At 68.4% G+C, this 21,240-nt stretch carries 17 protein-coding genes and 8 pseudogenes; 13 read left to right on the top strand and 12 right to left on the bottom strand.

What is annotated here, in order from left to right; genetic code table 11:
* Positions 1 to 143: 143 nt before the first annotated feature.
* Positions 144 to 914 (bottom strand): DinB family protein, encoded by a 771-nt coding sequence (locus ACWBNA_RS32920; protein ID WP_482708155.1) that lies wholly within the window; start codon positions 912 to 914, stop codon positions 144 to 146.
* 366 nt (positions 915 to 1,280) lie between these two features.
* Between ACWBNA_RS32920 and ACWBNA_RS32915 the strand changes: the two genes are divergently transcribed.
* Both ACWBNA_RS32915 and ACWBNA_RS32910 read left to right on the top strand, forming a co-directional pair.
* Positions 1,281 to 1,517, top strand: coding sequence for a hypothetical protein (locus tag ACWBNA_RS32915; RefSeq protein ID WP_482708154.1), 237 nt, complete (start codon positions 1,281 to 1,283; stop codon positions 1,515 to 1,517).
* Positions 1,518 to 1,578: 61 nt separating this feature from the next.
* A pseudogene (locus tag ACWBNA_RS32910) lies at positions 1,579 to 2,007 on the top strand (IS3 family transposase); the annotation flags it as partial.
* Here ACWBNA_RS32910 and ACWBNA_RS32905 read toward each other — a convergent pair.
* Both ACWBNA_RS32905 and ACWBNA_RS32900 read right to left on the bottom strand, forming a co-directional pair.
* On the bottom strand, positions 1,940 to 2,227 hold the full coding sequence (locus ACWBNA_RS32905; RefSeq protein ID WP_482708169.1) for an alcohol dehydrogenase catalytic domain-containing protein: 288 nt from the start codon (positions 2,225 to 2,227) through the stop codon (positions 1,940 to 1,942). The pseudogene ACWBNA_RS32910 and the gene ACWBNA_RS32905 sit on opposite strands and share 68 nt — an antisense overlap.
* A 198-nt stretch (positions 2,228 to 2,425) precedes the next feature.
* Positions 2,426 to 3,862, bottom strand: a complete 1,437-nt coding sequence (locus ACWBNA_RS32900) for a carboxylesterase family protein (RefSeq protein ID WP_482708153.1) — start codon at positions 3,860 to 3,862, stop codon at positions 2,426 to 2,428.
* Positions 3,863 to 4,424: 562 nt separating this feature from the next.
* Between ACWBNA_RS32900 and ACWBNA_RS32895 the strand changes: the two are divergent.
* The 4 genes and pseudogenes from ACWBNA_RS32895 to ACWBNA_RS32880 form a co-directional block, all read left to right on the top strand.
* Positions 4,425 to 4,755: pseudogene (locus ACWBNA_RS32895) on the top strand (IS200/IS605 family accessory protein TnpB-related protein); the annotation flags it as partial.
* Positions 4,756 to 4,821: 66 nt separating this feature from the next.
* Positions 4,822 to 5,352: a DUF6584 family protein gene (locus ACWBNA_RS32890; protein ID WP_482708152.1), complete on the top strand. Its 531-nt coding sequence runs from the start codon at positions 4,822 to 4,824 to the stop codon at positions 5,350 to 5,352.
* A gap of 265 nt (positions 5,353 to 5,617) precedes the next feature.
* Positions 5,618 to 6,187 (top strand): annotated as a pseudogene (locus ACWBNA_RS32885) (IS110 family transposase); the annotation flags it as partial.
* Positions 6,188 to 6,502: 315 nt separating this feature from the next.
* A pseudogene (locus ACWBNA_RS32880) lies at positions 6,503 to 6,574 on the top strand (IS6 family transposase); the annotation flags it as partial.
* A 264-nt stretch (positions 6,575 to 6,838) separates the two neighbouring features.
* Here the strand turns inward: ACWBNA_RS32880 and ACWBNA_RS32875 are convergent.
* The gene (locus tag ACWBNA_RS32875) at positions 6,839 to 7,291 is read right to left on the bottom strand and encodes a hypothetical protein (RefSeq protein ID WP_482708151.1); all 453 of its coding nucleotides are present in this window, start codon (positions 7,289 to 7,291) and stop codon (positions 6,839 to 6,841) included.
* A 154-nt stretch (positions 7,292 to 7,445) separates the two neighbouring features.
* On the bottom strand, positions 7,446 to 7,754 hold the full coding sequence (locus tag ACWBNA_RS32870) for a hypothetical protein (protein WP_482708168.1): 309 nt from the start codon (positions 7,752 to 7,754) through the stop codon (positions 7,446 to 7,448).
* Between the two features lie 20 nt (positions 7,755 to 7,774).
* On the opposite strand from ACWBNA_RS32870, the pseudogene ACWBNA_RS32865 reads away from it, so the two are divergent.
* Both ACWBNA_RS32865 and ACWBNA_RS32860 read left to right on the top strand, forming a co-directional pair.
* Positions 7,775 to 7,867 (top strand): annotated as a pseudogene (locus ACWBNA_RS32865) (alpha/beta hydrolase); the annotation flags it as partial.
* 479 nt (positions 7,868 to 8,346) lie between these two features.
* Positions 8,347 to 9,165: pseudogene (locus ACWBNA_RS32860) on the top strand (IS630 family transposase); the annotation flags it as partial.
* Positions 9,166 to 9,422: 257 nt separating this feature from the next.
* Here ACWBNA_RS32860 and ACWBNA_RS32855 read toward each other — a convergent pair.
* Positions 9,423 to 10,040, bottom strand: coding sequence for a TetR/AcrR family transcriptional regulator (locus ACWBNA_RS32855; RefSeq protein WP_482708150.1), 618 nt, complete (start codon positions 10,038 to 10,040; stop codon positions 9,423 to 9,425).
* Positions 10,041 to 10,162: 122 nt separating this feature from the next.
* Between ACWBNA_RS32855 and ACWBNA_RS32850 the strand changes: the two genes are divergently transcribed.
* A complete protein-coding gene (locus ACWBNA_RS32850; RefSeq protein WP_109001494.1) occupies positions 10,163 to 10,567 on the top strand; it encodes a Dabb family protein in 405 nt (134 codons plus the stop codon).
* A gap of 28 nt (positions 10,568 to 10,595) precedes the next feature.
* Entirely contained in the window at positions 10,596 to 11,498 is a 903-nt protein-coding gene (locus tag ACWBNA_RS32845) for an SDR family oxidoreductase (RefSeq protein WP_482708149.1), read from the top strand.
* A gap of 72 nt (positions 11,499 to 11,570) precedes the next feature.
* Here ACWBNA_RS32845 and ACWBNA_RS32840 read toward each other — a convergent pair whose 3' ends face one another.
* From ACWBNA_RS32840 to ACWBNA_RS32830, 3 genes are all read right to left on the bottom strand, one after another.
* Entirely contained in the window at positions 11,571 to 14,285 is a 2,715-nt protein-coding gene (locus tag ACWBNA_RS32840) for an NB-ARC domain-containing protein (protein ID WP_482708148.1), read from the bottom strand.
* Between the two features lie 510 nt (positions 14,286 to 14,795).
* Entirely contained in the window at positions 14,796 to 15,431 is a 636-nt protein-coding gene (locus ACWBNA_RS32835) for a Fic family protein (protein WP_482708147.1), read from the bottom strand.
* The gene (locus tag ACWBNA_RS32830; RefSeq protein WP_482708146.1) at positions 15,421 to 16,272 is read right to left on the bottom strand and encodes a hypothetical protein; all 852 of its coding nucleotides are present in this window, start codon (positions 16,270 to 16,272) and stop codon (positions 15,421 to 15,423) included. The genes ACWBNA_RS32835 and ACWBNA_RS32830 overlap by 11 nt, the downstream gene beginning before the upstream one ends.
* 312 nt (positions 16,273 to 16,584) lie before the next feature.
* Here ACWBNA_RS32830 and ACWBNA_RS32825 point away from each other — a divergent pair.
* Both ACWBNA_RS32825 and ACWBNA_RS32820 read left to right on the top strand, forming a co-directional pair.
* Positions 16,585 to 16,839, top strand: a pseudogene (locus ACWBNA_RS32825) (fic family toxin-antitoxin system, toxin component); the annotation flags it as partial.
* 80 nt (positions 16,840 to 16,919) lie between these two features.
* A complete protein-coding gene (locus ACWBNA_RS32820) occupies positions 16,920 to 17,210 on the top strand; it encodes a hypothetical protein (RefSeq protein ID WP_482708145.1) in 291 nt (96 codons plus the stop codon).
* A gap of 759 nt (positions 17,211 to 17,969) precedes the next feature.
* On the opposite strand, the gene ACWBNA_RS32815 is transcribed toward ACWBNA_RS32820, so the two are convergent.
* Positions 17,970 to 18,314 (bottom strand): hypothetical protein, encoded by a 345-nt coding sequence (locus tag ACWBNA_RS32815; RefSeq protein WP_482708144.1) that lies wholly within the window; start codon positions 18,312 to 18,314, stop codon positions 17,970 to 17,972.
* Between the two features lie 193 nt (positions 18,315 to 18,507).
* Here ACWBNA_RS32815 and ACWBNA_RS32810 point away from each other — a divergent pair.
* Positions 18,508 to 18,958 (top strand): annotated as a pseudogene (locus ACWBNA_RS32810) (transposase); the annotation flags it as partial.
* 91 nt (positions 18,959 to 19,049) lie between these two features.
* On the opposite strand, the gene ACWBNA_RS32805 reads toward ACWBNA_RS32810, so the two are convergent.
* Both ACWBNA_RS32805 and ACWBNA_RS32800 read right to left on the bottom strand, forming a co-directional pair.
* The gene (locus ACWBNA_RS32805) at positions 19,050 to 19,892 is read right to left on the bottom strand and encodes a helix-turn-helix transcriptional regulator (protein WP_482708143.1); all 843 of its coding nucleotides are present in this window, start codon (positions 19,890 to 19,892) and stop codon (positions 19,050 to 19,052) included.
* A gap of 517 nt (positions 19,893 to 20,409) precedes the next feature.
* Positions 20,410 to 21,159, bottom strand: coding sequence for an SDR family oxidoreductase (locus ACWBNA_RS32800; protein ID WP_482708142.1), 750 nt, complete (start codon positions 21,157 to 21,159; stop codon positions 20,410 to 20,412).
* Positions 21,160 to 21,240 lie beyond the last annotated feature (81 nt).

Below are 21,240 nucleotides of genomic sequence, written 5' to 3'. Positions count from 1 at the left end.
GCGGCGGGGGGTGACGTTCATGGCCGGCTCGTCGGTGGGCATGCCGAGGAGCTCGTGCAGCTCACGGCCCCGGAACGCCTGATCGGGTCCGTCCTTCGGCTTTGGCCAGGGCGGACGACAAGTGCTCTACCTGGTCGTGTAGTTCACCGGCCCGGGCGGTGGTCTCGTCGTGCTGGGCCTGGAGGTCTGCCAGGAGTTCGTCGACGTTCATGCGGCCAGTCCGAGGGTGTCGCGCCAGGCCGGACTCCGAGTGGTGAGGCGGCGGTCATGTTCGCGGTCAAGGCCCAGTAGACGCGCGAGGCGGAGGTGTCTGGTCGGTGGTCGTGCTCACGGGCAAGGCGCCGGTGTAGGTCGATGGCGTGTGCGGCCAGGTCCTCGGGCCAATCGTCCGGCCGCACGCCGAGTTCCAGATCGACCATGTGGATCCATGCCTCGCGCCAGCGTGCGAAGACGGTCGCGGCAAGGTTCGCGTTGCGGAACGTTACGGGGCGGCTCCAGTCCACGTCGGTGGCGTGTGTCCAGGATTCCTCCAGCCCGGCCGTGTGCACGGCGAGCTGCGCGCGGTGCTCGGCTGCGCTGCGGCCGGCCGTCGCCTCGATGATCGCGTTGCGCTCGTCGACCCCGCCGTCGTAGCCCGCTACGTTCACCGCGCAGGACATGTTCCGCGAGACGGGCGTACATTCTTGCTGGCCAAGTACAGTCGTGATCCTGCGCCGAGCGGTGGTGAACGGCCGGAGGACCGGCATGGCCACAGTCCTGGGTAATGAGTGCTCCAGCGGCAGTCCGTTCGTCGCCGGATGGAACAGGTCTGCGGGACGCTCTTGGTCGGGCTGGGGGTGCGCCTGGCTACCGAGTCTTGAGCCGGGTAACAGCGTCACCACCATCGCCAAGATCCCGGGCGTCTCCGTCGCCACGCTGTACGGCTACATCCCGGACTCAACGAGCTGCGGAACTCCCACGTCCCACGACAGTGGGAGATAGGCGACCGGCCGCCCCGGACAGCCGCACGCCGGGCCACATCGCCAGTACGCGCCGTTCCTGCGGGGAGCCAACCGGACGAACGACTTTGGTGCGCTGAACCGGAGCGGATCTCGTGGGTGAGCTATCGGGCAGCCCAACGCGACAACAGACATCAGCCCGTCATCCGCGCACTACGGTGGGGAGGTGCTCGAGATCATGGATAGCGCAACAGGCCGTGGCGCCCGATGGAGCATGCGCGGCGGTCGAGTCCAGTTCGAGGGATGGCAATGAGATCGTTCTCCGTCCAAGGGCGTCAGTTCATGGCCTTGATCATCCTGAGCGACCACAACGACTACGAGTCGATGGAAGTCGTCGAGATGATCGACGGCAAGCGGGGTGAACTCCTGCTGGAGTTCCGCTTCGACGACAGTTCGGCCCGGCTGAGCTACGTCCGTCCGGAGATCGACATGCCTCTTCTCAGGGCTTCGCTGGACGTGTTCCGGGAGGAGTTCCTGGAGCCGAGAAAAGCGAGTGGGTTGCCGTGTCCGCCCTGGTGACATGGCATGACGCGGGGTTCTGCCGGCACTCGAGGGAAGAGTGAGATGACAGCTCCCCTACTGGCGCAAGACCGCGGCCGCGAGGGCGGCCCGCCGGGCAGCCGACGCGAAACTCGCTGCGCGGATACGCACGGTCCACCGCAGTTCGGACGGTACCTACGGCGTTCCGAGGATCACCGCCGAGCTCCGCGATGACGGCGAGCGGATCAATCACAAGCGTGTCGCCCGCGTCATGCAGACCATGGGACTTGCTGGACTGCGGCTGCGCAGGAAGCACCACACCACCATCGCGGACCCGGCCGGCGCGAAGGCAGCCGACCTGATCGGCCGCGACTTCACCGCAGCAGCGGTGAATGCGAAGTACGTCGGCGACATCACCTATCTCCCGCTGGCCGGCGGGAAGCTCCTGTATCTGGCCACGGTCATCGACCTCGCCTCCCGGCGCCTGGCCGGCTGGGCGATCGCCGACCACATGCGCGCCGACCTGGTGCCGACGCCCTGGCCGCCGAGGCGTACGCGCCGTCGTACGAGCGGCCCATGCCGCCCATCATCGTGGCCACCTGCTGGCCCGGCCGCAGCCCGCTGTCCTCGTCGGCCTCATCGACCACGCCGACGCCCTCGATGCCGGGCACACGCGGGTAGGTGACCACCGCGTCCGACTCGCCCTTGCGGGTGGTGACCTCGGACTCGTTGACGCCGAGCGCCTTCACCCTGATCCGCACCCAGCCGGGCTTGCCTACGGGCACCGGCACATCCTGGATCTCCAGTGCGTCGAGGCCGCCGGGCGGGTGACGACGACGGCCCGCATCGTCGCCGGTGCGGCGCCGCCGGCTGCTGTCGGTTGGCTCATGTCGAGTTCCTCACTCTGTTCGCCCCCTGGCGCGCTGTTCCGGATCGCCAGGTGACCGTCAGGGGCGGGCGATGTTCTCGAACAGGTCGAGGACCGCCTGGTAGCGCGCGCTGGGCTCGTAGGGAGGGTTGCCGACACTTCCCGAGGTGGGCCGGTCCGTGACGGCGGGCCACAGGCGGGTCTGCTCGCCGGTGACGAAGTCGAGGACGATGTCGCGGATCCGCGTGTCACGGCCGGCCTGTTCAGGGCTGCGCCCTGGCTGTTCCTGGCCGACCAGGGCGTACATCTCGGTGCCGTGCACGGCGGGCGCACCCTCGGCGGGCCCGATCATGAGGAGATGGGCGTTGCCGCCCGCCGCGCCGTGGGCCAGAGCACCGCGAGCGGCGGGGAGCGTGAATATGTAGTCCGTCAGGGACGCGGCGCGGACCTCGGCAGGAGTGCGGCCGCCCTGGTCGTAGGTATCGACGATCCTCTTGGCGCGGGAGCGGGGAATGCGCCACCCCGCGAATTCGTCGGTGACGCGGTCGACGGTGTGTGGGTCGAACCGGTCGAGGTCGTTCGCCACCCACCAGCCCATCTCGTCACTGGCCGTGCTCAGGAGCACGTCGATGTCCCGGTGCGAGCCCGAGGCCAAAACGTCCAGCGGGTGGGCGTGCAGCACCCCGCCGGGCTGTTCGGCGTCCAGGACGACGCCGATGCTCTGGTTGTCCATCCCGCCACGGACTCCGAGATCCGTCGGACAGACCTTGCGCAGGGCGGCTACCAGGGAGGCCGCGTCGAGATCGATCAGCTTGTCGGGGTTGCCCGCGACACCGAGTTCGGTGACGAACCGCTCCGCGAGTTCCTCGGCCCACCAGGCCGGGACGAGACGCGAGGGTGCGCCGGAGAACCCGGCCAGTCGCCGGTACAGGCCGTTCGCGGAGGAGGCCCCGAGCAGCCCGAGGGTGGAGTAGGCGCCGGCGCTGTGGCCGAAGACGGTGACATCGTCGGGGTCGCCACCGAAGGAGGCGATGTTCTGCCTGACCCAGGAAAGCGCGGCGATGACGTCCTGCAGGCCCAGGTTACTGGCGTCGGCGAGCCGCCCGCCGTACTGCGAGAGCGAGAGTGCGCCCAGTGCGCCGAGCCGGTAGTTGACCGACACGCTCACCACTCGCCCCGACGCGGCAAGACCGGCGGCGTTCGAGGTGATCTGCGTGTTCGCGCCGTACTCGAATCCGCCGCCATGGATGTACACGGCCACCGGCAGCGCCTTCCCGGCCGGCTCCTCGGGAGCCCACACGTTCAGGTTCAGGCAGTCCTCGCCCATCCCGCTGTCCGCTTCGAGCCAGTCGCCGCTGTCGGGCTGGACGGAGACGACGCCCTTGCGGTCGTAGGGGCGGTCCGGATGGAAGTCCGCGACCACGGGGCGGTGGTACCGCTCGGCGGTGGCGTACGGGATTCCCCACCAGGACCGCACCCCTGGTGCAGTCGGAGCCTTGGGCGCACTCGCGGTCATGGCGTGAGATTCCTTCCGGTGCGGTTCGAATGTTTCGCGCGGCGTGTCAGCGGCTGATCGCTCGCGGTGACGCTCTCCAAGCATTCCCTGGACTCCGATAAATCGCCGAGCGGACAGCGGTCACCCAGTGGTCATCAGGTGACACTTCGGCAACAAGATCCCGGTGCAGGCCGTGAACTTCTACTACGTGGCCGACGGCCGGATCGTCGGCGAACGGCGCCGGCTCGACCTCCTCGGGGTGGTGCAGCACATCGGCGCTGTACCGGCGCCGTGAACCTCGTAGCGCCGGGTGAGCCGTCTGTCGTGCAGGATTGCCGCTGCCGGGAGGGGCCCGTACGGCGCGGTGGCAGAGGACGAAGGCCCGCACCGGAGCGCGGGCGCCGGCGCAGGTTCACCGCAAGAGGTCGGTCTCTTCTTGATCCGGCGCCTTCGCGCAGACAGCGCCCGCTGCGGTGAGAGCTGTACGCCTTGTCGCCGCGACCGGGTCGGGTGTGGGAGTGCTCGCCCTCCGCGCGAATACTGCAACCCTCGAATACCGACACTCCACCATTGGGCCGGCCCCACCCGTCAGACCACCCGCCACGACGCAGCCGCCGTGGCTATCGGAAGGCGCGCCCAGGGGCACCCGATCCGGCGACGGTCGACACCGCCCCCGTGCACACCAGAGCGATGTGCACGGGCATCGGATCGTCCAGGCCGGACCAGGTGCTCCTGGGCGTGAGGGACCCCGCCCCCGCATCCCCGGATCACGGACACGATCCGTGCCGCCGGACGCGGCGAGTACGCGGGCGACCAGGACATCCAAAACCGTTCGGGGTGTCCGCAGTGACCAGGTATGGGTCCAAGACTCACTCCTGCTCACTGATTGGGAACGGTTCGGTCGATGCCGTTGAGAGCGAGTGAGTACTGAGCGACAAACCAGGTCGACGTGGATCCGTGCGGTAACCGATCATGTGTTCATGCCTCTGAGAGAGACCCTTGCCCGAGTCGATGCGGACCTGGCGGCCGGCCGGGTTCCCGTCGCGCGCCAGCGTTTGCGCGGTCTTGTCTCGTCCTTTCCATACGACCTGACGCTCCGTCGGCGTCTGGCCGAGGTGTACCGGCTCTACGGGGATGCCGCCGAGGCGGGACGCTGGATGTACCTCGAAGGGGACCGCAACGCCGATGAGACCGTCGCCTTCGAGGCGCGGTACGGGTCTCCCGGGTGGCGGATGAAGGCCCTCGCCTGGCGCGGCACCGAGGCGATGGCTGCCACCTCCTTCGCGGAGGGGCAGCTGGTCGCAGTGCGGGCCGCCTGCGCCGAGGAGCTGGGGCACCCCGTCGACTGGGACGACCCCGCCTCCTACCGGGACGGCCATGAGGAGAAGTACGAGGAGGCGCCCTGCGAGCCGTGGACGGTCGGCGGCGTGCTGGCGGGGGTCGGCTGCCTGGTGGGGGTTCTTGCGTTCCTCGCGATCTGGGTAAATGGAGTCGTTGCCCTCTTTGACTGACTCAGTCACCAGGGTTGGTGAGGAGCGCTGCTCAAGGTTCCCTACGTTGTCTGCGGGACAGGGCGAGCCCTTCGTATGGTTGGCCCACCCCGGTGCGTCGGGTGTGGCTTTCAAAGTTCTGCTGCTTGTGGCTTCCACTGATTGGCCCGAAGTCCCACGACGACTCGGCTGCCAATGAGGAACTGCGAATGATCGCTCCGTAGGGAATCGACAGCGAGGTCGTCCGTCGGGAGGCACCAGCACCACCACCGCACGGAGGCACCACATGGCCGCTACCTGGGCCGGCATCGACGCAGGCAAGACCCACCACCACTGCGTCGCGATCGACGGGAGCGGCCGTCGGCTGCTGTCCCGACGAGTCACGAACGACGAACCCGAGATCATCCAACTCCTGGCCGATATATTGGACTTGGGCGATGAGGTGACCTGGGGCATTGACCTGGCCGACGGCGGAGCCGCCCTGGCCATCGCGATCCTCTGCAACCACGACCAGCCGGTGCACTACATCTCCGGCCGAGCCATCCACCGCGCCTGCGAGAGCTACCGCGGCGAAGGCAAGACCGACGCCAAGGACGCAGCCGTCATTGCCGACCAGGTCCGTATCCGGCGGGATCTGCACCCCCTACGCACCGGCGGCGAGACCGTCACCGACCTCAAGATCCTCACCGGCCGCCGCATGGACCTGGTCGCCGACCGCACCCGCACCGTCAATCGCCTTCGCGCCCAACTCACCGGCATCTTCCCCGGCTTGGAGCGGGCCTTGGACCTCACCAACACTGGTCCACTCACCCTGCTGAACGGCTACCAGACACCGGCCGCCATTCGCAGGCATGGTGACAGCGGCCCGTTGCGTCTCATCCCCATTCCGGCGCTGCCGCCGTTGTCGGTCGGGTGGGCCGTACGCCGCTGGGACGCTCTCTCCCCGCTCGCTCGGACCTTTGCCGACACGGTTGCCGCCAGTTGTACGAAGACACGCGGCACTGCATGAGCACGAATTACGCGAGAAGACCGAGTTCGGGCAGTCTCAAAGTTCACAGCACAGCAGTCGCATCGCTTTTCTGGCGCTGTCACGTTGTGTTGGGCGGGTGGGATGGTCTACGGGTTGATCATGGTGGAGGGGGGATCGTCCGTGAGGAGGGCGTCGCCGTAGTACAGAGGTCACCGGTACCCGGTCGAGGTTGTCTCCCACTGCGTGTGGCTGTATTTCCGGATCGCGCTCAGTCCGCCCGGGCCAGGTAGCACCCGTGCTGGGTCCTTGTGGGCTTCCTCTGCGGTGCGATCGCTGTGGTGATGGCGGCAAGGTTGAGCCCGCAGCAGCCTCGACGAAACTGTTGCATCCTGGATCAGCACCGCGACGAGCAGTTGCGCACCGGCATCATCGACGCACAGACCAGTCGTGGCACTTCACGCTGTACCTCAATGCCACCGGGACCCAGCTCTTGGCGTGCAGCGGCGTCAAACGCGAGCCGCCTTGGCAGGGGGACTGTCAGAAGCTCCAGCTGTAGAGGCCGCCACCCGTGGTCACCGCAGATGCCGCGAGCCGGGCAACTCCCTGCAGGACCGCCAGTAGATCATCGTCAGTCATGTCCTCCCCGTCCTGAGACCAGAGCCGCGTGGTCCAGCGACCTGCGAGTTCTTCGAGTTCGGCGGAGCCCGCGTTGGCCAGGGAACGGGTCAGGCGCTTCGGCAGAGCGAACACCTCAACGCCATCGTTCAAGGGGGCGGTGACCCACTCCGGCCACGCCCACCCAAGGAGCTGCTCAGTCGGAGGGACCTCTGCCGAAGGCTTTTCGAAGTACATGTCCCACTCGGCGATGGCACTGTCCGGCTCAATAAAACGGCAGGTCACAGACTCAAAGGCCTTACCAGGTCCCTGCAGGCGCGTCGCAGCGGCAGTCTCGTCATCGGGGGCGAGGAAGAACACTATGTCGTGGGCCATCTGCGCATCATGGCAGCCCGGCGAGCTGACGCGGGGACAGATATCGCGGCCAAGTGACAGCTATCTCGCCCAGTCACACGCGCTCGTCGGTGCGGATAGCGCCTCAGGCGTTGTCTGATCACATGACCGCATCTGGCAACGTCTCTCGTCAGGTTCATGTTGATCTTGCTTGGGTGCAGTCGATGGGCGGCCCATTGATCGTTATCCTGGTCTCTGCGCTGGACCAGTAGGGCGGATGCACGGAAGACGGACTGATCGTTGGCAGCGTCGACTTTCCCGAGTCGACGAGCCCGCCACGACCTGTCTCCCTGAGCTGAACGTCTTCCTGCGATGGTTTGCCGAAGCCGCCCGCCCGGCCTGCCGGGCTCCCGGGTGGTACGGCCCGCCGGCGCGATGGGGCACCGCGCGCGAGCAACTCCGGGACCGCGAAGGAGGTCTCGTCATCTGCGGCCGCGACCGCCACCACGGCCAGCCCCGCCTTGTCGGCTGGACGGTGGTCCGATCGCCTCCGGGCACCACATGGCCGAAGAGGCGCCCGAGGCGCTCGTCACCGCCCTGCTCGAGTTCTGGCGGAGCGTCGAAGGGTGTGGTCCTCGTGGGGAACACTCAACTGGCCTGCCTGATCGCCGTGGTGAACGTCATCAGGTAGTCGCTCAGCGGGCCGCCGTGATCGGCCGCGAGCATTGGTCCCAGCCAAGGCCCGGTCCACGCGCTCACCCAGCCGGTGGCAGAACGGGTCGTCGTCGCCCCGCACCTGAGGCCGTGTCCCTCGCTGGCGCGCCAGGCCAGTTCGGCCGTCGGAGCGGCTCGTGTCCTGAGCTGCGTTTCGAAGGAGGGACCAGGACGGTGAGGGGGCGTGGCCCCGATGGCGGCTGGGATGACCGCTGCCTTCGCCGGGACCCCGCGGCCGCGCCGGATGGCACTTCCCTGGCGCCTCATACTCCGACGAACTCAGGTGAGAGCCGTCTCTAGTGCTCTGACCGCGTAGGTTCGCCGGGTTGGTGGTCGTGGCGGTTGGATGTGCACTGACGTCCGTCCCGACCGCTGGGGGTGTGGTGGCAGAGCCTGTCCGTGTGCGCAGACAGCAGATCGTGCGCCGGGGCAGCACCAGTTCGGTGCGGTTCCGGCGGGTGATGATGCTGCTGGCCTCGGCCGGCGGGAACCGGGTGCCGGTGATCGCGAAGCTGGTGCAGGCCGACGAGGACACCGTCCGGGACGTGATCCACCGGTTCAACGAGATCGGCCTGGCCTGCCTGGACCCTCAGCGGGCGGGAGGCCGTCCCCGCCTGCTCAGTCCTGACGACGAGGACTTCGTCATCCAGACGGCCACCACCCGCCCCACCAAGCTCGGCCAGCCCTTCACCCGCTGGTCCATCCGCAAACTCGCCACCTAGCTGCGGAAAGTGCACGGCCGCGTGATCCGGATCGGCCGCGAGGCATTACGGTGCCTGCTCGCCTGCCGCGGCATCACCTTCCAGCGCACCAAGACCTGGAAGGAGTCACCGGACCCCGAGCGCGACGCCAAGCTCGACTGCATGGAGCACGTGCTGGAACGCTTCCCTGACCGGGTGTTCGCGTTCGACGAGTTCGGCCCGCTTGGTATCCGGCCCGCCGCTGGCGCGTGCTGGGCTGCTGCTGGTCACCCCGAGCGCCATCCCGCGACGTACCACCGCACTCACGGAGTGAGGTACTTCCACGGCTGCTACTCGATCGGCGACGACACCCTGTGGGGCGTCAACCGTCGCAAGAAGGGCGCCGCGAACACCCTGGCCGCGCTCAGGTCGATCCGGGCCGCTCGCCCGGACGGCGCCCCGATCTACGTCATCCTGGACAACCTGTCCGCCCACAAGGGCGACACCATCCGCCGCAGCGCAGTCCGCGACTCCAGTTCGGACAGCACCGCCCGGAGCCGCTCCAGGGCCGCGGTCGTGTCCGGGCCCTCCGCGATTTCAAGGTCAAGATGGCAACGACCCATGCAACTGCCCGCGCCGGTGACCTCGCCGTCGAACTCGAACGCCGTCTCAAGAGCCTCCTCGACGTCGTCACGATCGATCGGCAGCCCCACGGAGTCGATCTCGACGAACACTCCGGTCCTCCCTCTAAACCCGGCGAACCACAGCGGTCAGAGCACCTAGCTGCTCGCCGGTCGACCGTTCGCCGGCGTCTCGGTGCGCCAGCCGAGGAGGATCGTGCGAAGCGCCTGTTCGGCGAGGTAGCGGGCGCGATCGTTGCCGACGCTGCCGAGGTAACTGAGCGAAGCGATGCCGTAGAGCGTGCCCCAGAGGATCTCACAAGCCTGGTCGAAATCGGCCAGGACCACGTCGTGTGCAGCCGACCAGGAGGTGAGCAGCTCCTTGAGGACGTCGATGACCGGTTCCGCGACGCGCCGGCGTTCGTCCGCGTCGACCATCGGGTCGTTCATGACCTGGAAGAGGTGGGGGTGCTCGCCGGCGAACCGGACGTACTGCGACGCAATGCGCGTCATGCGCCGGTCCGTATCGGGCTCCTGCGCGGCTTGGCGGAACTCGCTCAGCATCAGGCGGTGACCGTGCGCGACCAGCTCCAGTACGAGCGCGTCCTTGTTGGCGAAGTGCTGGTAGACGACGGGCGCGGAATATTCGACATCGGCGGCGATGCGCCGGATCGTCAGGGCCGCGATGCCCTCGGTCTCGAGGACGTGCAGCGCGGCCTCGATGATCCGCTCCCGGGTGTTCGCCCGTTCGCGGGCCCGTCTCGTGCTGGTCGGCATGGTCCGTCACTTCGCTTCGATGGTGTCCTCGAACACTAGTCACCGCCTTGACCGCGCCGGCGACGCGCGTCATAGTTAACGCCGTTAGGAATTATAACGACGTTAGGAGCGAGTAGTAAGTCATGATTTACCACATCAACAGAGTCACGATGAAGGCCACTGCGACGCCTGAGCAGATCGAAGGGGTGCTGGAGAGCTGGCGCAATCAGGGCCGGTCGAACCCCGCCATCAAGTCCTTCGTCGTCGGCCGCGACCACGGCGGCGACTACACGTACGGCGCGGTGTTCGTCGTCGAACATCTCGACGGGCTCTTCGCCTACCTGACGCACCCGACCACCTACCAGACCGACCACCTCGGGCTGCACCTGGTCGAACGGCTGGAGATCTTCGACGTCAGTGACGACGACGACCCTGACCTGAACGCCAAGATCCAGGAACTGCACCGGCGCCGCAACGAGCTCAACCCGCAGATCGCCGGCATGCTCGCAGACGTGCCCACCTACACCGGCTCCGGCGTGGACGACTGACCGATACCCCGGAGAAGGAGAAACCGTCATGGCCAAGCACGTCATCATCGGTGCCGGTTCCATCGGTACCAACGTCGCTCGTCTGCTCGCCGAGCGCGGCGAGAGCGTCCGGATCGTCACCCGCAGCGGCTCCGGCCCCGAGCACCCGCTGGTCGACCGGGTCGCCGCGGACGCGTCCGACCCCTCCCGCCTGACCGAGCTGTCCCGCGGCGCGGAAGTGATCTACCACTGCGCTAACCCACCCTCATACACGGTGTGGGAGCGCCTGTTGCCGCCCCTGCAGACGGCGGCCATCACCGCCGCCAAGGCGAACAACGCCGTCCTCGCCCTGACCGGCAGCCTTTACGCCTACGGTCCACAGCCCGGCGGCCGGATGAACGAACACACCCCCATGGCCGCCACCGGGCACAAGGGCCGCCTGCGCAGACGCATGTGGGAACAGGCCCTCGCCGGGGGGATCCGCACCGTCGAGGTCCGCGGCTCCGACTACATCGGCAAGGACGCCAACGGCATCTACTCCCTGCTCATCAAGTCGGCCCTGCAGAAGGGGAAAGCGGCCTGGATCACCGGCCACCTGGACATGCCGCACACCTTCACCTTCAACGGCGACATGGCGCAGGCCCTCATCACGCTGGCCTCGGAAGAACGCGCGTGGGGCCGACCCTGGCACGTGCCGTCCGCGCCGGCCGTCACCATTCGCGAGCTGGCGCGGCGCTACGCCCTCGCGGCAGGCCGGCCACCGATCAAACTAATCCCAATACCGCGCTCCGTGACGCGTACGGCCGGGCTGATCGTGCCGACCGCCCGCGAGATGGCCGAGATGGACTACCAGTGGTACGCGCCGTTCCACATGGACGCGACGGAGACCACCGAGACCTTCGGCCTGACCGCCACCGACCTCGACACCGCCGTCCGCAACGAGGTCAGCTGAACTCCCACCGCCACACCGGCAGGCCGCCAGCATGGCCGCCGACACCGTGAACATCCGTGGTCACGGCACTAGTCATGCGGTGAGAAGATCCAGCAGGATCAGGCCGTTGGTGCATCCCAGCGCCAGCGCTTTGCCGTCGTGAGACCAGCTGCAGGAAATCGCCTGCCCGCTGATTCGTAGAAGTGTGAGCACACGACGCTCAGTCACCGTCCACGCTCGGATTATCCCGTCGTTGTCGCTGGTGGTGAGGTGCCCATTGACTGACCATGCCACCGACAGCACCGGGCCGGTGTGGTCGTGGAGTTCGGTGGAGGTGCGGGCGGTGACGTCCCACACCCGCACGATCCCGCTGTCATCGCTGGTGGCGAGGTGTCCGTCGGGTGACCATGCGACCGAGTTGACCGAGCCGGTGTGCCCGGGAAGTTCGGTGGACGGGCCGGCGGTGACGTCCCACACCCGCACCAGCCCGCCGTAGGGGCCGGTGGCGAGGCGTCCGTCGGGTGACCATGCGACCGAGATGACCGAGCCGGTGTGCCCGGGAAGGGCGGTGGACGAGCCGGCGGTGACGTCCCACACCCGCACCATCCCGCCGAAGTCGCTGGTGGCGAGGCGTCCGTCGGGTGACGATGCGACCGAGTTGACCGAGCCGGTGTGCCCGGGAAGGTCGGTGGAGGTGCCGGCGGTGACGTCCCACACCCGCACCATCCCGCCGTAGTGGCCGGTGGCGAGGCGTCCGTCGGGTGACCATGCCACTGAGTCGACGGGGCTGGTGTGGTGCGAAAGTTCGGTGGAAGTACCTGCGGTGACGTTCCACACGGTCCCGCCGCCGTCGCTGGTGGTGAGGTGTCCGTCGGGCGACCATGCCACCGAGCTGACCGAGCGGGTGTGACCGAACAGCCGGGAAGCGCCGACGGTGTCGTCCCATGCCCGCACAGTCCCGCCGTCGTTGGTGGCGAGGTGTCCGTCGGGTGACCATGCCGCCGGCAGCACCCCGTCGGCGTGCTCGGACAAGGCTGGCTGCGCAGCAGGGCGCACGTCACGGAGAGGCCAGCGCGGTGCCAGACAGGGAAACAGGGAGGGATCGGTACGGCGGCGTGCACGAATCTGCTGGCGCCAGTAGGGATGGTGACCCAAACGTGCGTGCAGCAAGTGGGTGGCGGCCTGTGCCGGATCGGTGAAGGTGAGGAGAGGGGCAAAGTCGCTGATCGGGCGGGCCAAAGCATGGCTGTGCGGCGTGTTGATGCGGGTCAGGTCGGCCCAGGGGGCGTTGGGGCCGCGCTGGGTGAGCCGCATTTCCACCCAGCGGATGTCGCCGGCGACGGCTTGGGCCTGTTGTGGTCGGCGGGCGGCGAGGATGTGGCTGATGAGGTGGTCGTGCAGGTAGCCCGTCGAGGTCTGCCACCAGGCGCGTCCCGGATCCGGTGCTCCTTGATGCAGGGGAGCAGCGGGGGGCAGTGTGTCCGCCACGGTGTCTACAAGCCTGCCGTGGAGCGAGGCCAGGTGATCGGTGGTGTGGCGGGCGCGGAGGTAGTCGCGGATGACGTCATGGAGGTGGATGCGGCCGTCGGCGGGTGTGTAGGTGATCAGTGAGAGGCGGGCTAATTCCTGGCACAGCAGGCGGGTCTGGGCGATGGTCAGGCCGCCGGTGGCCTGCCACAGTGCGGCCGCCAAGACCAGCGGAACCGGCTCGTCCTCGGCAAAGATTCCCAGTTCGGTGAAGCGTGCGACGTCGTCCGGCCGCAGAAGTGTGGTGGATGCTTCCACGGATGCCTCGACGGCCTGGTTGCGCAGATCGCGGTCGTCCAGGTCCCACGTGTCTGCCGGGCCGTCAACGGCTGTGGGGCCCCGTTCCTGCAGCTGGTGCAGCAGCTCTTCGGCCGCGGTGTGGGCGTCGATCCCGGCGCTGATGTGGCGGGCGATGAGCCGGTTGGTCAGGCGCAACAGCAACGCCCACCGGCCGGTTGCCCGCAGCAGACCGGTGAGCAGGGGGCGGGGCAGTGGGGGCAGGCCCCGGGTGAGGACCTGCTCGGCCTGCTCGGGTGTCATCTGGTCGACATCGACTTGAAGGGCACCGGATGGCAGCAGGCCCGTGCTGCGGGTGGTGATCAGGTACACGCACTGTGAATCGCTGATCATGGAGGGCAGGAAGGGATCGAGCTGGCGTGACTCCCACACGTCGTCCAGGACCAGCAGGGTGCGGGGCCGTTCATCGAGCAACCTTCCCAGGTGCGCTCCTGCGGCTTCCGGGTCCGTGGTGGGCGTGCTGGTGTCCCCGGTGATCAGCGTGACGGCCTCACCGACCTTCACGGCGATCTCCGCGCGACTGCGCACGTCCCGGCCCACCGTCAGGAAGTACACCCGTCCACGGAAGTGCCTCTGCACCTCTCGTTGCCCGCACACGTACTTGGCCAGCAGTGTCTTGCCGAACCCGCCCGATCCCCGCAGCGACGTCGTGATGCCCACCTGACCGCCACCGGCGCACAAGGCCGTCACGACCTCACGGCTCTGCTCGCGAGCCACGAAGTGATCGGGAACGAGCGGCGGGCCCGGTGGACGGGGATCAGTACGGGCCGCGGGTTCGGGACGGCGCTCGATCACGACGGCCAGCACCACGAGAAGCACCATGGCTCCGCCCAGCACGCCCGTCATGGGCCAGGCGTGGGCACGCACCTGATCCAATGGTCCGGGCCACTTCTCATCCCCGGTGGCCGCGTTCGCAGCCAGCCCCAGCAGGGCGCCCAGCAGCCCGCAGATCCCGGCCAGCACGGCCAGCGTTCCCGTACGCACCTCACGCCCCCGACAGTCGCGCCCGATGGCAGCGTAACCGTGCAGAGGGACGAGGATGGTCAGCTCTGCCCTGAAGGCCTCGCACCACACAACCCAACGACTCCGCAGCCACCAAAAGCGGAGAAGCCACCCGCACCGCGCACCGCCACGCCGTGCACACGTCCATCGCAGACATCGCCCGATTCCTGCAGGACAACCTCGGCCAGCGCCTCACCGCACGGATCACCCACCTCAGCGACCACCGCCAAGTCGGCAAATGGGCATCCGGCGAAAACACCCCACGCCCCGAAGCCGAAGAGTGCCTCCGGGCCGCACCCCAGGTGTTCCACCTCAACCAGGACGCGGAAAGCCTCTACACCGCACGCCGTGGCTCATCACGCGCATGGCTTATCGGCATGAACCCTCAACTCAACGACGCAGCCTCCTCACCGTCCTCGCCGAAGGCCGCTACCGCGACGGCATGGTCGCCGCCCGCGCCTACGCCGACGGCGGATGGCCAGGCTCCTTCTGTCACTGCGCGGTTGCGGTTGCGCGACGGTGGGTGGTGCGGATCAGGACAGAGACCAGAGCAGCGAGGTCAAGGGCCCCGACCGGGTCGTCCGCGTAGCGGGTGGTCTGCAGCGGTCCCACTTCGTCCAGGCGTACTCCCTCCGCCTCCAGGACGTGGGCGAGGGCCAGCAGTGCCAGGCGGGCGTTGCCGTCCGGATAGGGGTGGAAGAAAGCGATGTCCAGATAGGCCCTGGCCGCCCGGGCAGGCAACGGCACCGACGGGTCCGCGCTCTGGTGCAGGCAGGCGGCGAAGTCCCGCCAGATGTGCGGTGTCAGCCCGTACCGTTCCCGGCCGCCCTTGGCGAAGGCGTCGCCCTGACGCAGGCACACATCGGGTATGCCGAGGACCAACTTCTGCCAGTCGTCGAGCAGGGGCAGGGTGAGCGGTTCTCCCTGCGAGGCCGCGGTACGGGAGAGGGCCATCGCGGTGAGGAGTCGGTCGGCGCGGTCCGGGTCGCGGTGGCGGACCGGGCCGTCGAACCAGGCGGCGAGTCCGTCAACGGCCGCCCGCACCGGCGCAGGGCTCGTGGCTGCAACCGAGGACCAGTCGACCTGCTCCCTGACTTGGCACCACAGGGCCAGCGCGTCATCGCTCACGGTAGAACCCGCGACCGGTGAGGCGGACCGCCAGATCCTCGCCCACCGCGTCGACCAGCGTCGGGGCGGGCTCGGCCCAGCTCTTGAACCGGCCGCCGATCGCGGCTTCCACCGCCCTCTCCGCCGCCTCCGCTCCCAGGCCGGTCGACGAGAGGAACCACGTCAGCGTCGTGTCGCAGAGCCCGTACCAGGACGACTCGGCGTGGGTACGGTCCACGACCGTGGTGACCAAGCGGGTCACCGCGCGTTCCAGATGCCAACTGCGGTCCTCGGCATCCGCGTCGGGCAGCGGCGCGAGCTGCTCGAACCGCTCGGCCAACTCCTCCAGCCAGTCACGCCATTCCAGCAGCGAGGCCACCACCCGTGCGGCGGTCTCCTTCGCCTCTCCGACCGAATGCGCGTCGCAGCACCAAGCGCCAACAGGTCCACCGTTGTGGATCGACCAGTTCCAGCCGCAGGCCCAGCGGCCGTAGCGCGATGCCAGGAGCGCGCTCACCTCGCGCATGAAGCGGAAGCTCTCCAGCCGATCGATATCGGCAGGAGGTGTCATCCGGGCGACCAGCGCCGTAATCCGGGCCTGCTCGTCGTCGTCCCACTCGAAGGCGTTCCGACCAGGGTCGGCCTCGGACCACGGCAGCGACCAGGCTCGAAGTTCTTGGTGGATGGACGTGGTGTACCCCCCGAAGTCGGACGTGCTGAACAACTGACCGATGATGCCGACGCAATCGAGGCATGTCACCCGAATTTTGGGGCCACCGACCTGTGTCTCCCACGCCCAGCCGCCATCGCCGAGGCCCGCCTGATCTGGATCTCCGCCGCCCGGGCCGGCCGCAGCGCCCACCGTGAACGAAGCAAGTCAGCCGGTGGGCGAAGCGAAGTGGTCAGCGTCTGGCGCGCATGGCGAGGCGCACCGCGATGCGGTTCACAAGCAGCGCCTCCAACACTTCGCCGGGATGACCACCGGCATCTCCACGCATTGTCAGCTCGGGCACCGGCCCTCCGCAACGACGATCCGTCCGCAATGGGCGTGCTCGCATGGGGAATTGCCAGGGGTGCGCCGACGAGGGCAGATCTGCTGACCGCCTGGATGTCGGAGCGACATGGGCCTCAAGTGGTCCCGTTCCCGTAACCAACTACCGACGGGTCACACCAGTTCGAGCAGGCCGTCTACGAGGGCCCTTACGCCAAGGCCGCCGCCCTGGTGCACACGCTGGGCCGGTGCCGCTGGCTGGAGCGCTCCAACCTCGCCGTGGCCGCCGCATCCGGCGTGATGTACCTGGAGGCCGCCGGAATCACGGTCAAACCCGTCCGTGAGGACGCCATCGCTCTCAAGGACCTGCTTGTGGACCCGGCCTGCACCGTCGGGAAGATCGCCGCCCTGCTGCGGGCCTGGCCCACCACCACCTGAAACGACTCGGTGGCCCGCCCCCGCACACTGGGGCGGGCCTCGCTGCGGCAGGGCACCAACCACCGGGGGAGGAAACGCAGATGGATGTGGGCTCGGTGCTCGGCAACATAGGCCGGGTCGCAGCCGGGGTGGGCCGGTTCGTGTGGCAGGCGATGACCGCGCCGACCACGGGCACAGAGGATGACGCCCGGTTCGAGATCGGCAGGCTCGCGGCGAAGATCGAAGACGAGGTACCGGAGGAGCTGCGGGACCGGGCGTGGGGTCTGGTCCTGGAGGCGCTGTACGAAGTCCCTCAGGAGATCGAGCAGTTGGTGGAGGAACACCAGGGGCCGGACGGCGAGGAGGCCGAGGAGCCGCCGACCAAGCCGTGATGCCGGAATCCGAAGGGCCCCCCACGAAAAGCGGCGGGCCTTTCGGCCTACCGGGGAACGACACCTACGGCCCGTCTCGGCGGCGTTCACCGCCGGACGGATCGCGGCCCGTCCGGCGGGAGTTCAGCCCTGGTCCTGGAGACGTTCGCGGGACTCCTGCAAGCTGACTCCCATGCACGCAGGGCGGCGCGAATCTCCTTGGCTGAGGCGAGGCCCGGCCGCCGTTCGCCGCCGCAGGCTCGCGCCCGGGGTGGCGGTGACGAGCCGGCAGCCCGGGCGCCTCGTACGAGATGCCGCATCGACGGCGTGCGCTGAGACCCCGGTGAGGTCCGTGGCCAGCTCCGGCGGGGCACGTTGGGCGGGTGCCCATGACGGATCCGCGATTGTGAGGACAGTGATCTTCAGGGGGCTGGGTTGATCTGTTCTGGTGTCCTCCTCTCTCTTGGTTCTTCCGCTTCTTCACCCGTCGGCAGCGGAACGTGAACGGGACTTTCAGGTCTCCGTGTTCGCGGGTGTAGATGACAAAGGCCTCCACACCGCGCCGCCAGTGGTTCGTGTCCAAAGTTGAGGACGCGCAGGTTGATGAATGCGGCCAGCGCGGCCGGGTCGCGCGGCATGCAGAACTGCAGCAGTTTCCGGGCTGGCGCCGAGAGCCGGTCGCTTCGCCAGTTTTGACGGCACTGGGTGCTGGAAGGGCCGACTGCTGCTGCTGCTGCTGTGGTGGTGGCTGGGTGCGGGCGTCCGTCGTGGACGCGGGCGTCAGATGCCTGGTCCGTTGTCGGGGGCCGGGTGCTGGCGAGGGGTCCACCACTCCAAGAGCCCCCAGGTGCCGAGCGCGAGCGCGGCCAGGGCCACGAGCGCTGAGATCCAGGGCCGGCCCACCCAGCGTGTGGTCAGCGCCCAGGCCAGGAGCGGAACCAGAGCGCCGCCGAGCGCGATAAGTGGAAGATCGAGGTAGAGCACGCTCCAATCAAGGTATTGGTCCTCGAACCCGCCGTCGATGCTGACCGCGGCCCGCGGTGCCCACGCGAGTGCAGCAGTCGCTGCGCCGACGCCGGCAAGTAAGCAGCCGGCGCCGCCGGGAGTGTTTGAGCTGGTACTCATGTCCCGTCCTGTGGATATCCGCCCATGCCAGTGAGGGACGCGTGTGGCATGGCGCGTGGTTCCTCATGCACGGTCAACCACTTGCTTCGGAACCGGCGCGGGTCTGGGCGAGGCGGTAGGAGGCGGCGCCGATTTCGATGAGAGCGGGCGCGGTCTGCTCCTTGTCGCCCAGCTCGCCGAGCATTGGGGCCCGCAGCCGGGGAGGCTCTCGGTGGCCGGGCTGCTGTGCTTCAGGCCGGGGCTGCCCGCCCGCCTGTGTCACCGGCTGCGTCGGCACACCGGCCGCAAGGGCGAGCGGCGCTCGCTCGGCGGGAGTGACTACATCCGCCTTCTCGACGGCGCCCACCACCTGCTCGAAGCCCCGCTGATCGTGGTGTGGGACCGGCTGAGCACCGACACCTCCACGACGATGAAGGCACTCGTGGCTGAGCGGGACTGGCTGACGGTGATCCTGCTGCCCGGGTATGCACCCGAAGTCAACCCGGTGAAGGGCCTGTGGACGCACAACACGGAGTTTGGCCAATCTGGCAGCTCGCACCCTCAGCGAGCTGGATACCCTGCTCCGCCAGCGGCTCAAGGCGATGCAGTACCAGCACAGCATCCTCGGCGGATTCCTCGCCGGGACGGGCCTCGCACTCGACTGACCGAACGGACCCTGAGACGCCGAAGTCAGTGACGCCCTCTCAGCGGCGAGGGCAAATGATCAAGGCAAGAGCCTTCGGTGAGTCCAGGACGTCACGGGGTGAGGTGTTGGTGTCCTATGACCGAGAGCAGTTCGAGCTTGCCGTGGCTCTCGCTGCCGGGGCGAGTGGTCAGCACCACCAGGGTCTGGGCGCGGTACTCGGTGTACAGGACCTGGGCGTCGACGTCGATGCGGCCGAGTTCGGGATGGAGGATGGTCTTGCAGTCGTCGTAGCGTTGGGCGACCTCCTGAAGCTCCCACATACGGACGAACTCGGGGCTGTGTTCCTGGAGTTCGGCGAGGATCTGGGCAGCTCGGGGGGTGTCGTTGCCGGATGTCAGCGCGGCCCGCAGGCGTGCTGCCTGGGCGCGGCCGTGGCGTTCATGGGTCTCCTCGGGAACCATCAGACGCTCGGCCGGGTCCATGAACCAGCGGTAGTAGCCGCTGCGGGCCAGACCGGTGTGGCGGGTCTGGTCGCCGAGCAGCGCGACGGCCAGCGGGTTCATCGCGAGAGTGTCGACCAGGTCGGTTTGCACCAGAGCCGGGGAGTCGTCCAGGCGGTCCAGGACCCGCATCAGCGTCGGGCAGACATGTTCGGAGGGGCGGTGGAAGCGGGACGGGGCGTTGTGGCCGATGAGGACGAAGAGATGGTCGCGTTCGTCCAGGGTCAGCCGCAGTGCCCGGGCGAGAGCCGTGGTGATCTGGACGGAGGGCTGCGGAGCACGCTGCTGTTCCAGCCGGGCGTAGTAGTCGGTGGACATGCCGGCGAGCTGCGCGACCTCCTCCCGGCGCAGCCCCTGCGTACGCCTGCGTGGGCCCTCGACCAGCCCGACGTCGCGGGGCCGCAGCGCCTCACGCCGGTGGCGCAGGAATGCCGCCAGTTCCTTCTTGTTCATGTCCCCATTCTCGCTGCGTCCCGCCCGGCTATCCAGAGACCGCCGATCCATGGCTGAGCAGTCCTCTCCCGCCCGCGCGAAGCCGCTCGTACGACCGACGCCGAGGGCACTCGCAGTGAGACGTCTCGATGGTCACCTGACCTGCATGACCCGCTGGGGAATGCGCCGACCCTCGGCGGTGCGCCGCAGGGCCGCCGGTATGGAAGACGGCCTGCGGCGACGGCCCCCGTCGAGGAGGCCCAACGCTTTGGACCGGCGTCGGGCCTCGTCACCTGGCCCGGCCCGTCTGACACGACGATGTTCGCCGTGTCAGACGCGCGCTCGCGTGCCCCTCGGCACTCAGGACGGACCCGGTCGCCTCCTGTCCGACGACCGGGGCGAAGCCGAAGACGCTTCCTTACCGTTCCGCGTCTTCGGTGAGAACCTCCCCGAGGCGGTCCAGTTCGCGTTCGTCCATGATCTGGCCCATCAGGACCTGCCCGCGCGCTGTCGTTCCGCGGCGGTCACTACAGGCCGGTCAGCTGCCGCTGATCATGGCGAGGACGTCGTCGTAGGATCCGGTGGCCACCGCGTCGCGGATGAACCTGGCGCGCTCGACGACCAGCTCCTTCGCGTCGGGCTTCTCGCGCAGCAGGTCGAGGGTCTCGGTGAGGAAGTCGTCCAACGGCATGGACTGGTCGCTGTCCTGCTGGCCCATCAGGGTCGTGCGCACGCCCGGCGGGACCACCTCGATCACCTGGACGCCGGCGTCGGCACCGGCGAGCTGGACGCGCAGGCTCTCGGAGAAGGAGTGCAGCGCGGCCTTGGTCGCGCTGTAGGTCGGCGTGATCGGGAACGGTACGAACGCCAGCGCCGAGGTGACGTTCATGACGACCGCGTCGTCCTTGCCCGCCAGCAGAGGCAGGAAGGCGTACGTCATCCGGATCGTGCCGAGCAGATTGGTCGCGACGTGATCCTCGGCGACCTGGAGTTCGGCTGGGTCGAGGAGGTTCTCCCGCAGCATGATGCCGGCGTTGTTGACCAGGACGTTCAGCCCCGGGTGGCTCGCCGCCACGGTCTCACGGGCCCGGGCGATCGAGTCGGGGTCCGCGACATCGAGGACGAGCGTGTCGATGCCCGGGTGCTCGGCCGTGATCTCGTCGAGGAGTTCCTTGCGCCGGCCGGCAACGACCACCTTGTTGCCGGCCTCATGCAGACGCAGGGCCAGACCGAGGCCGATGCCCGAGGTGCCGCCGGTGATCAGGATCGTGTTGCCGGTCATCTTCATGGGGGTCTTGCTCCTTCGGTACGGCGGGCCGGTGAGCGCCCGCAGCCTTGACCGTAGGGGCGCCCGCGCAGGGGCGGGAGA

This window comes from Streptomyces sp. Q2, assembly GCF_056820935.1.
The sequence above is the reverse complement of the archived record's forward strand: the minus strand, read 5'-3'. Positions and strand labels throughout refer to the sequence as shown.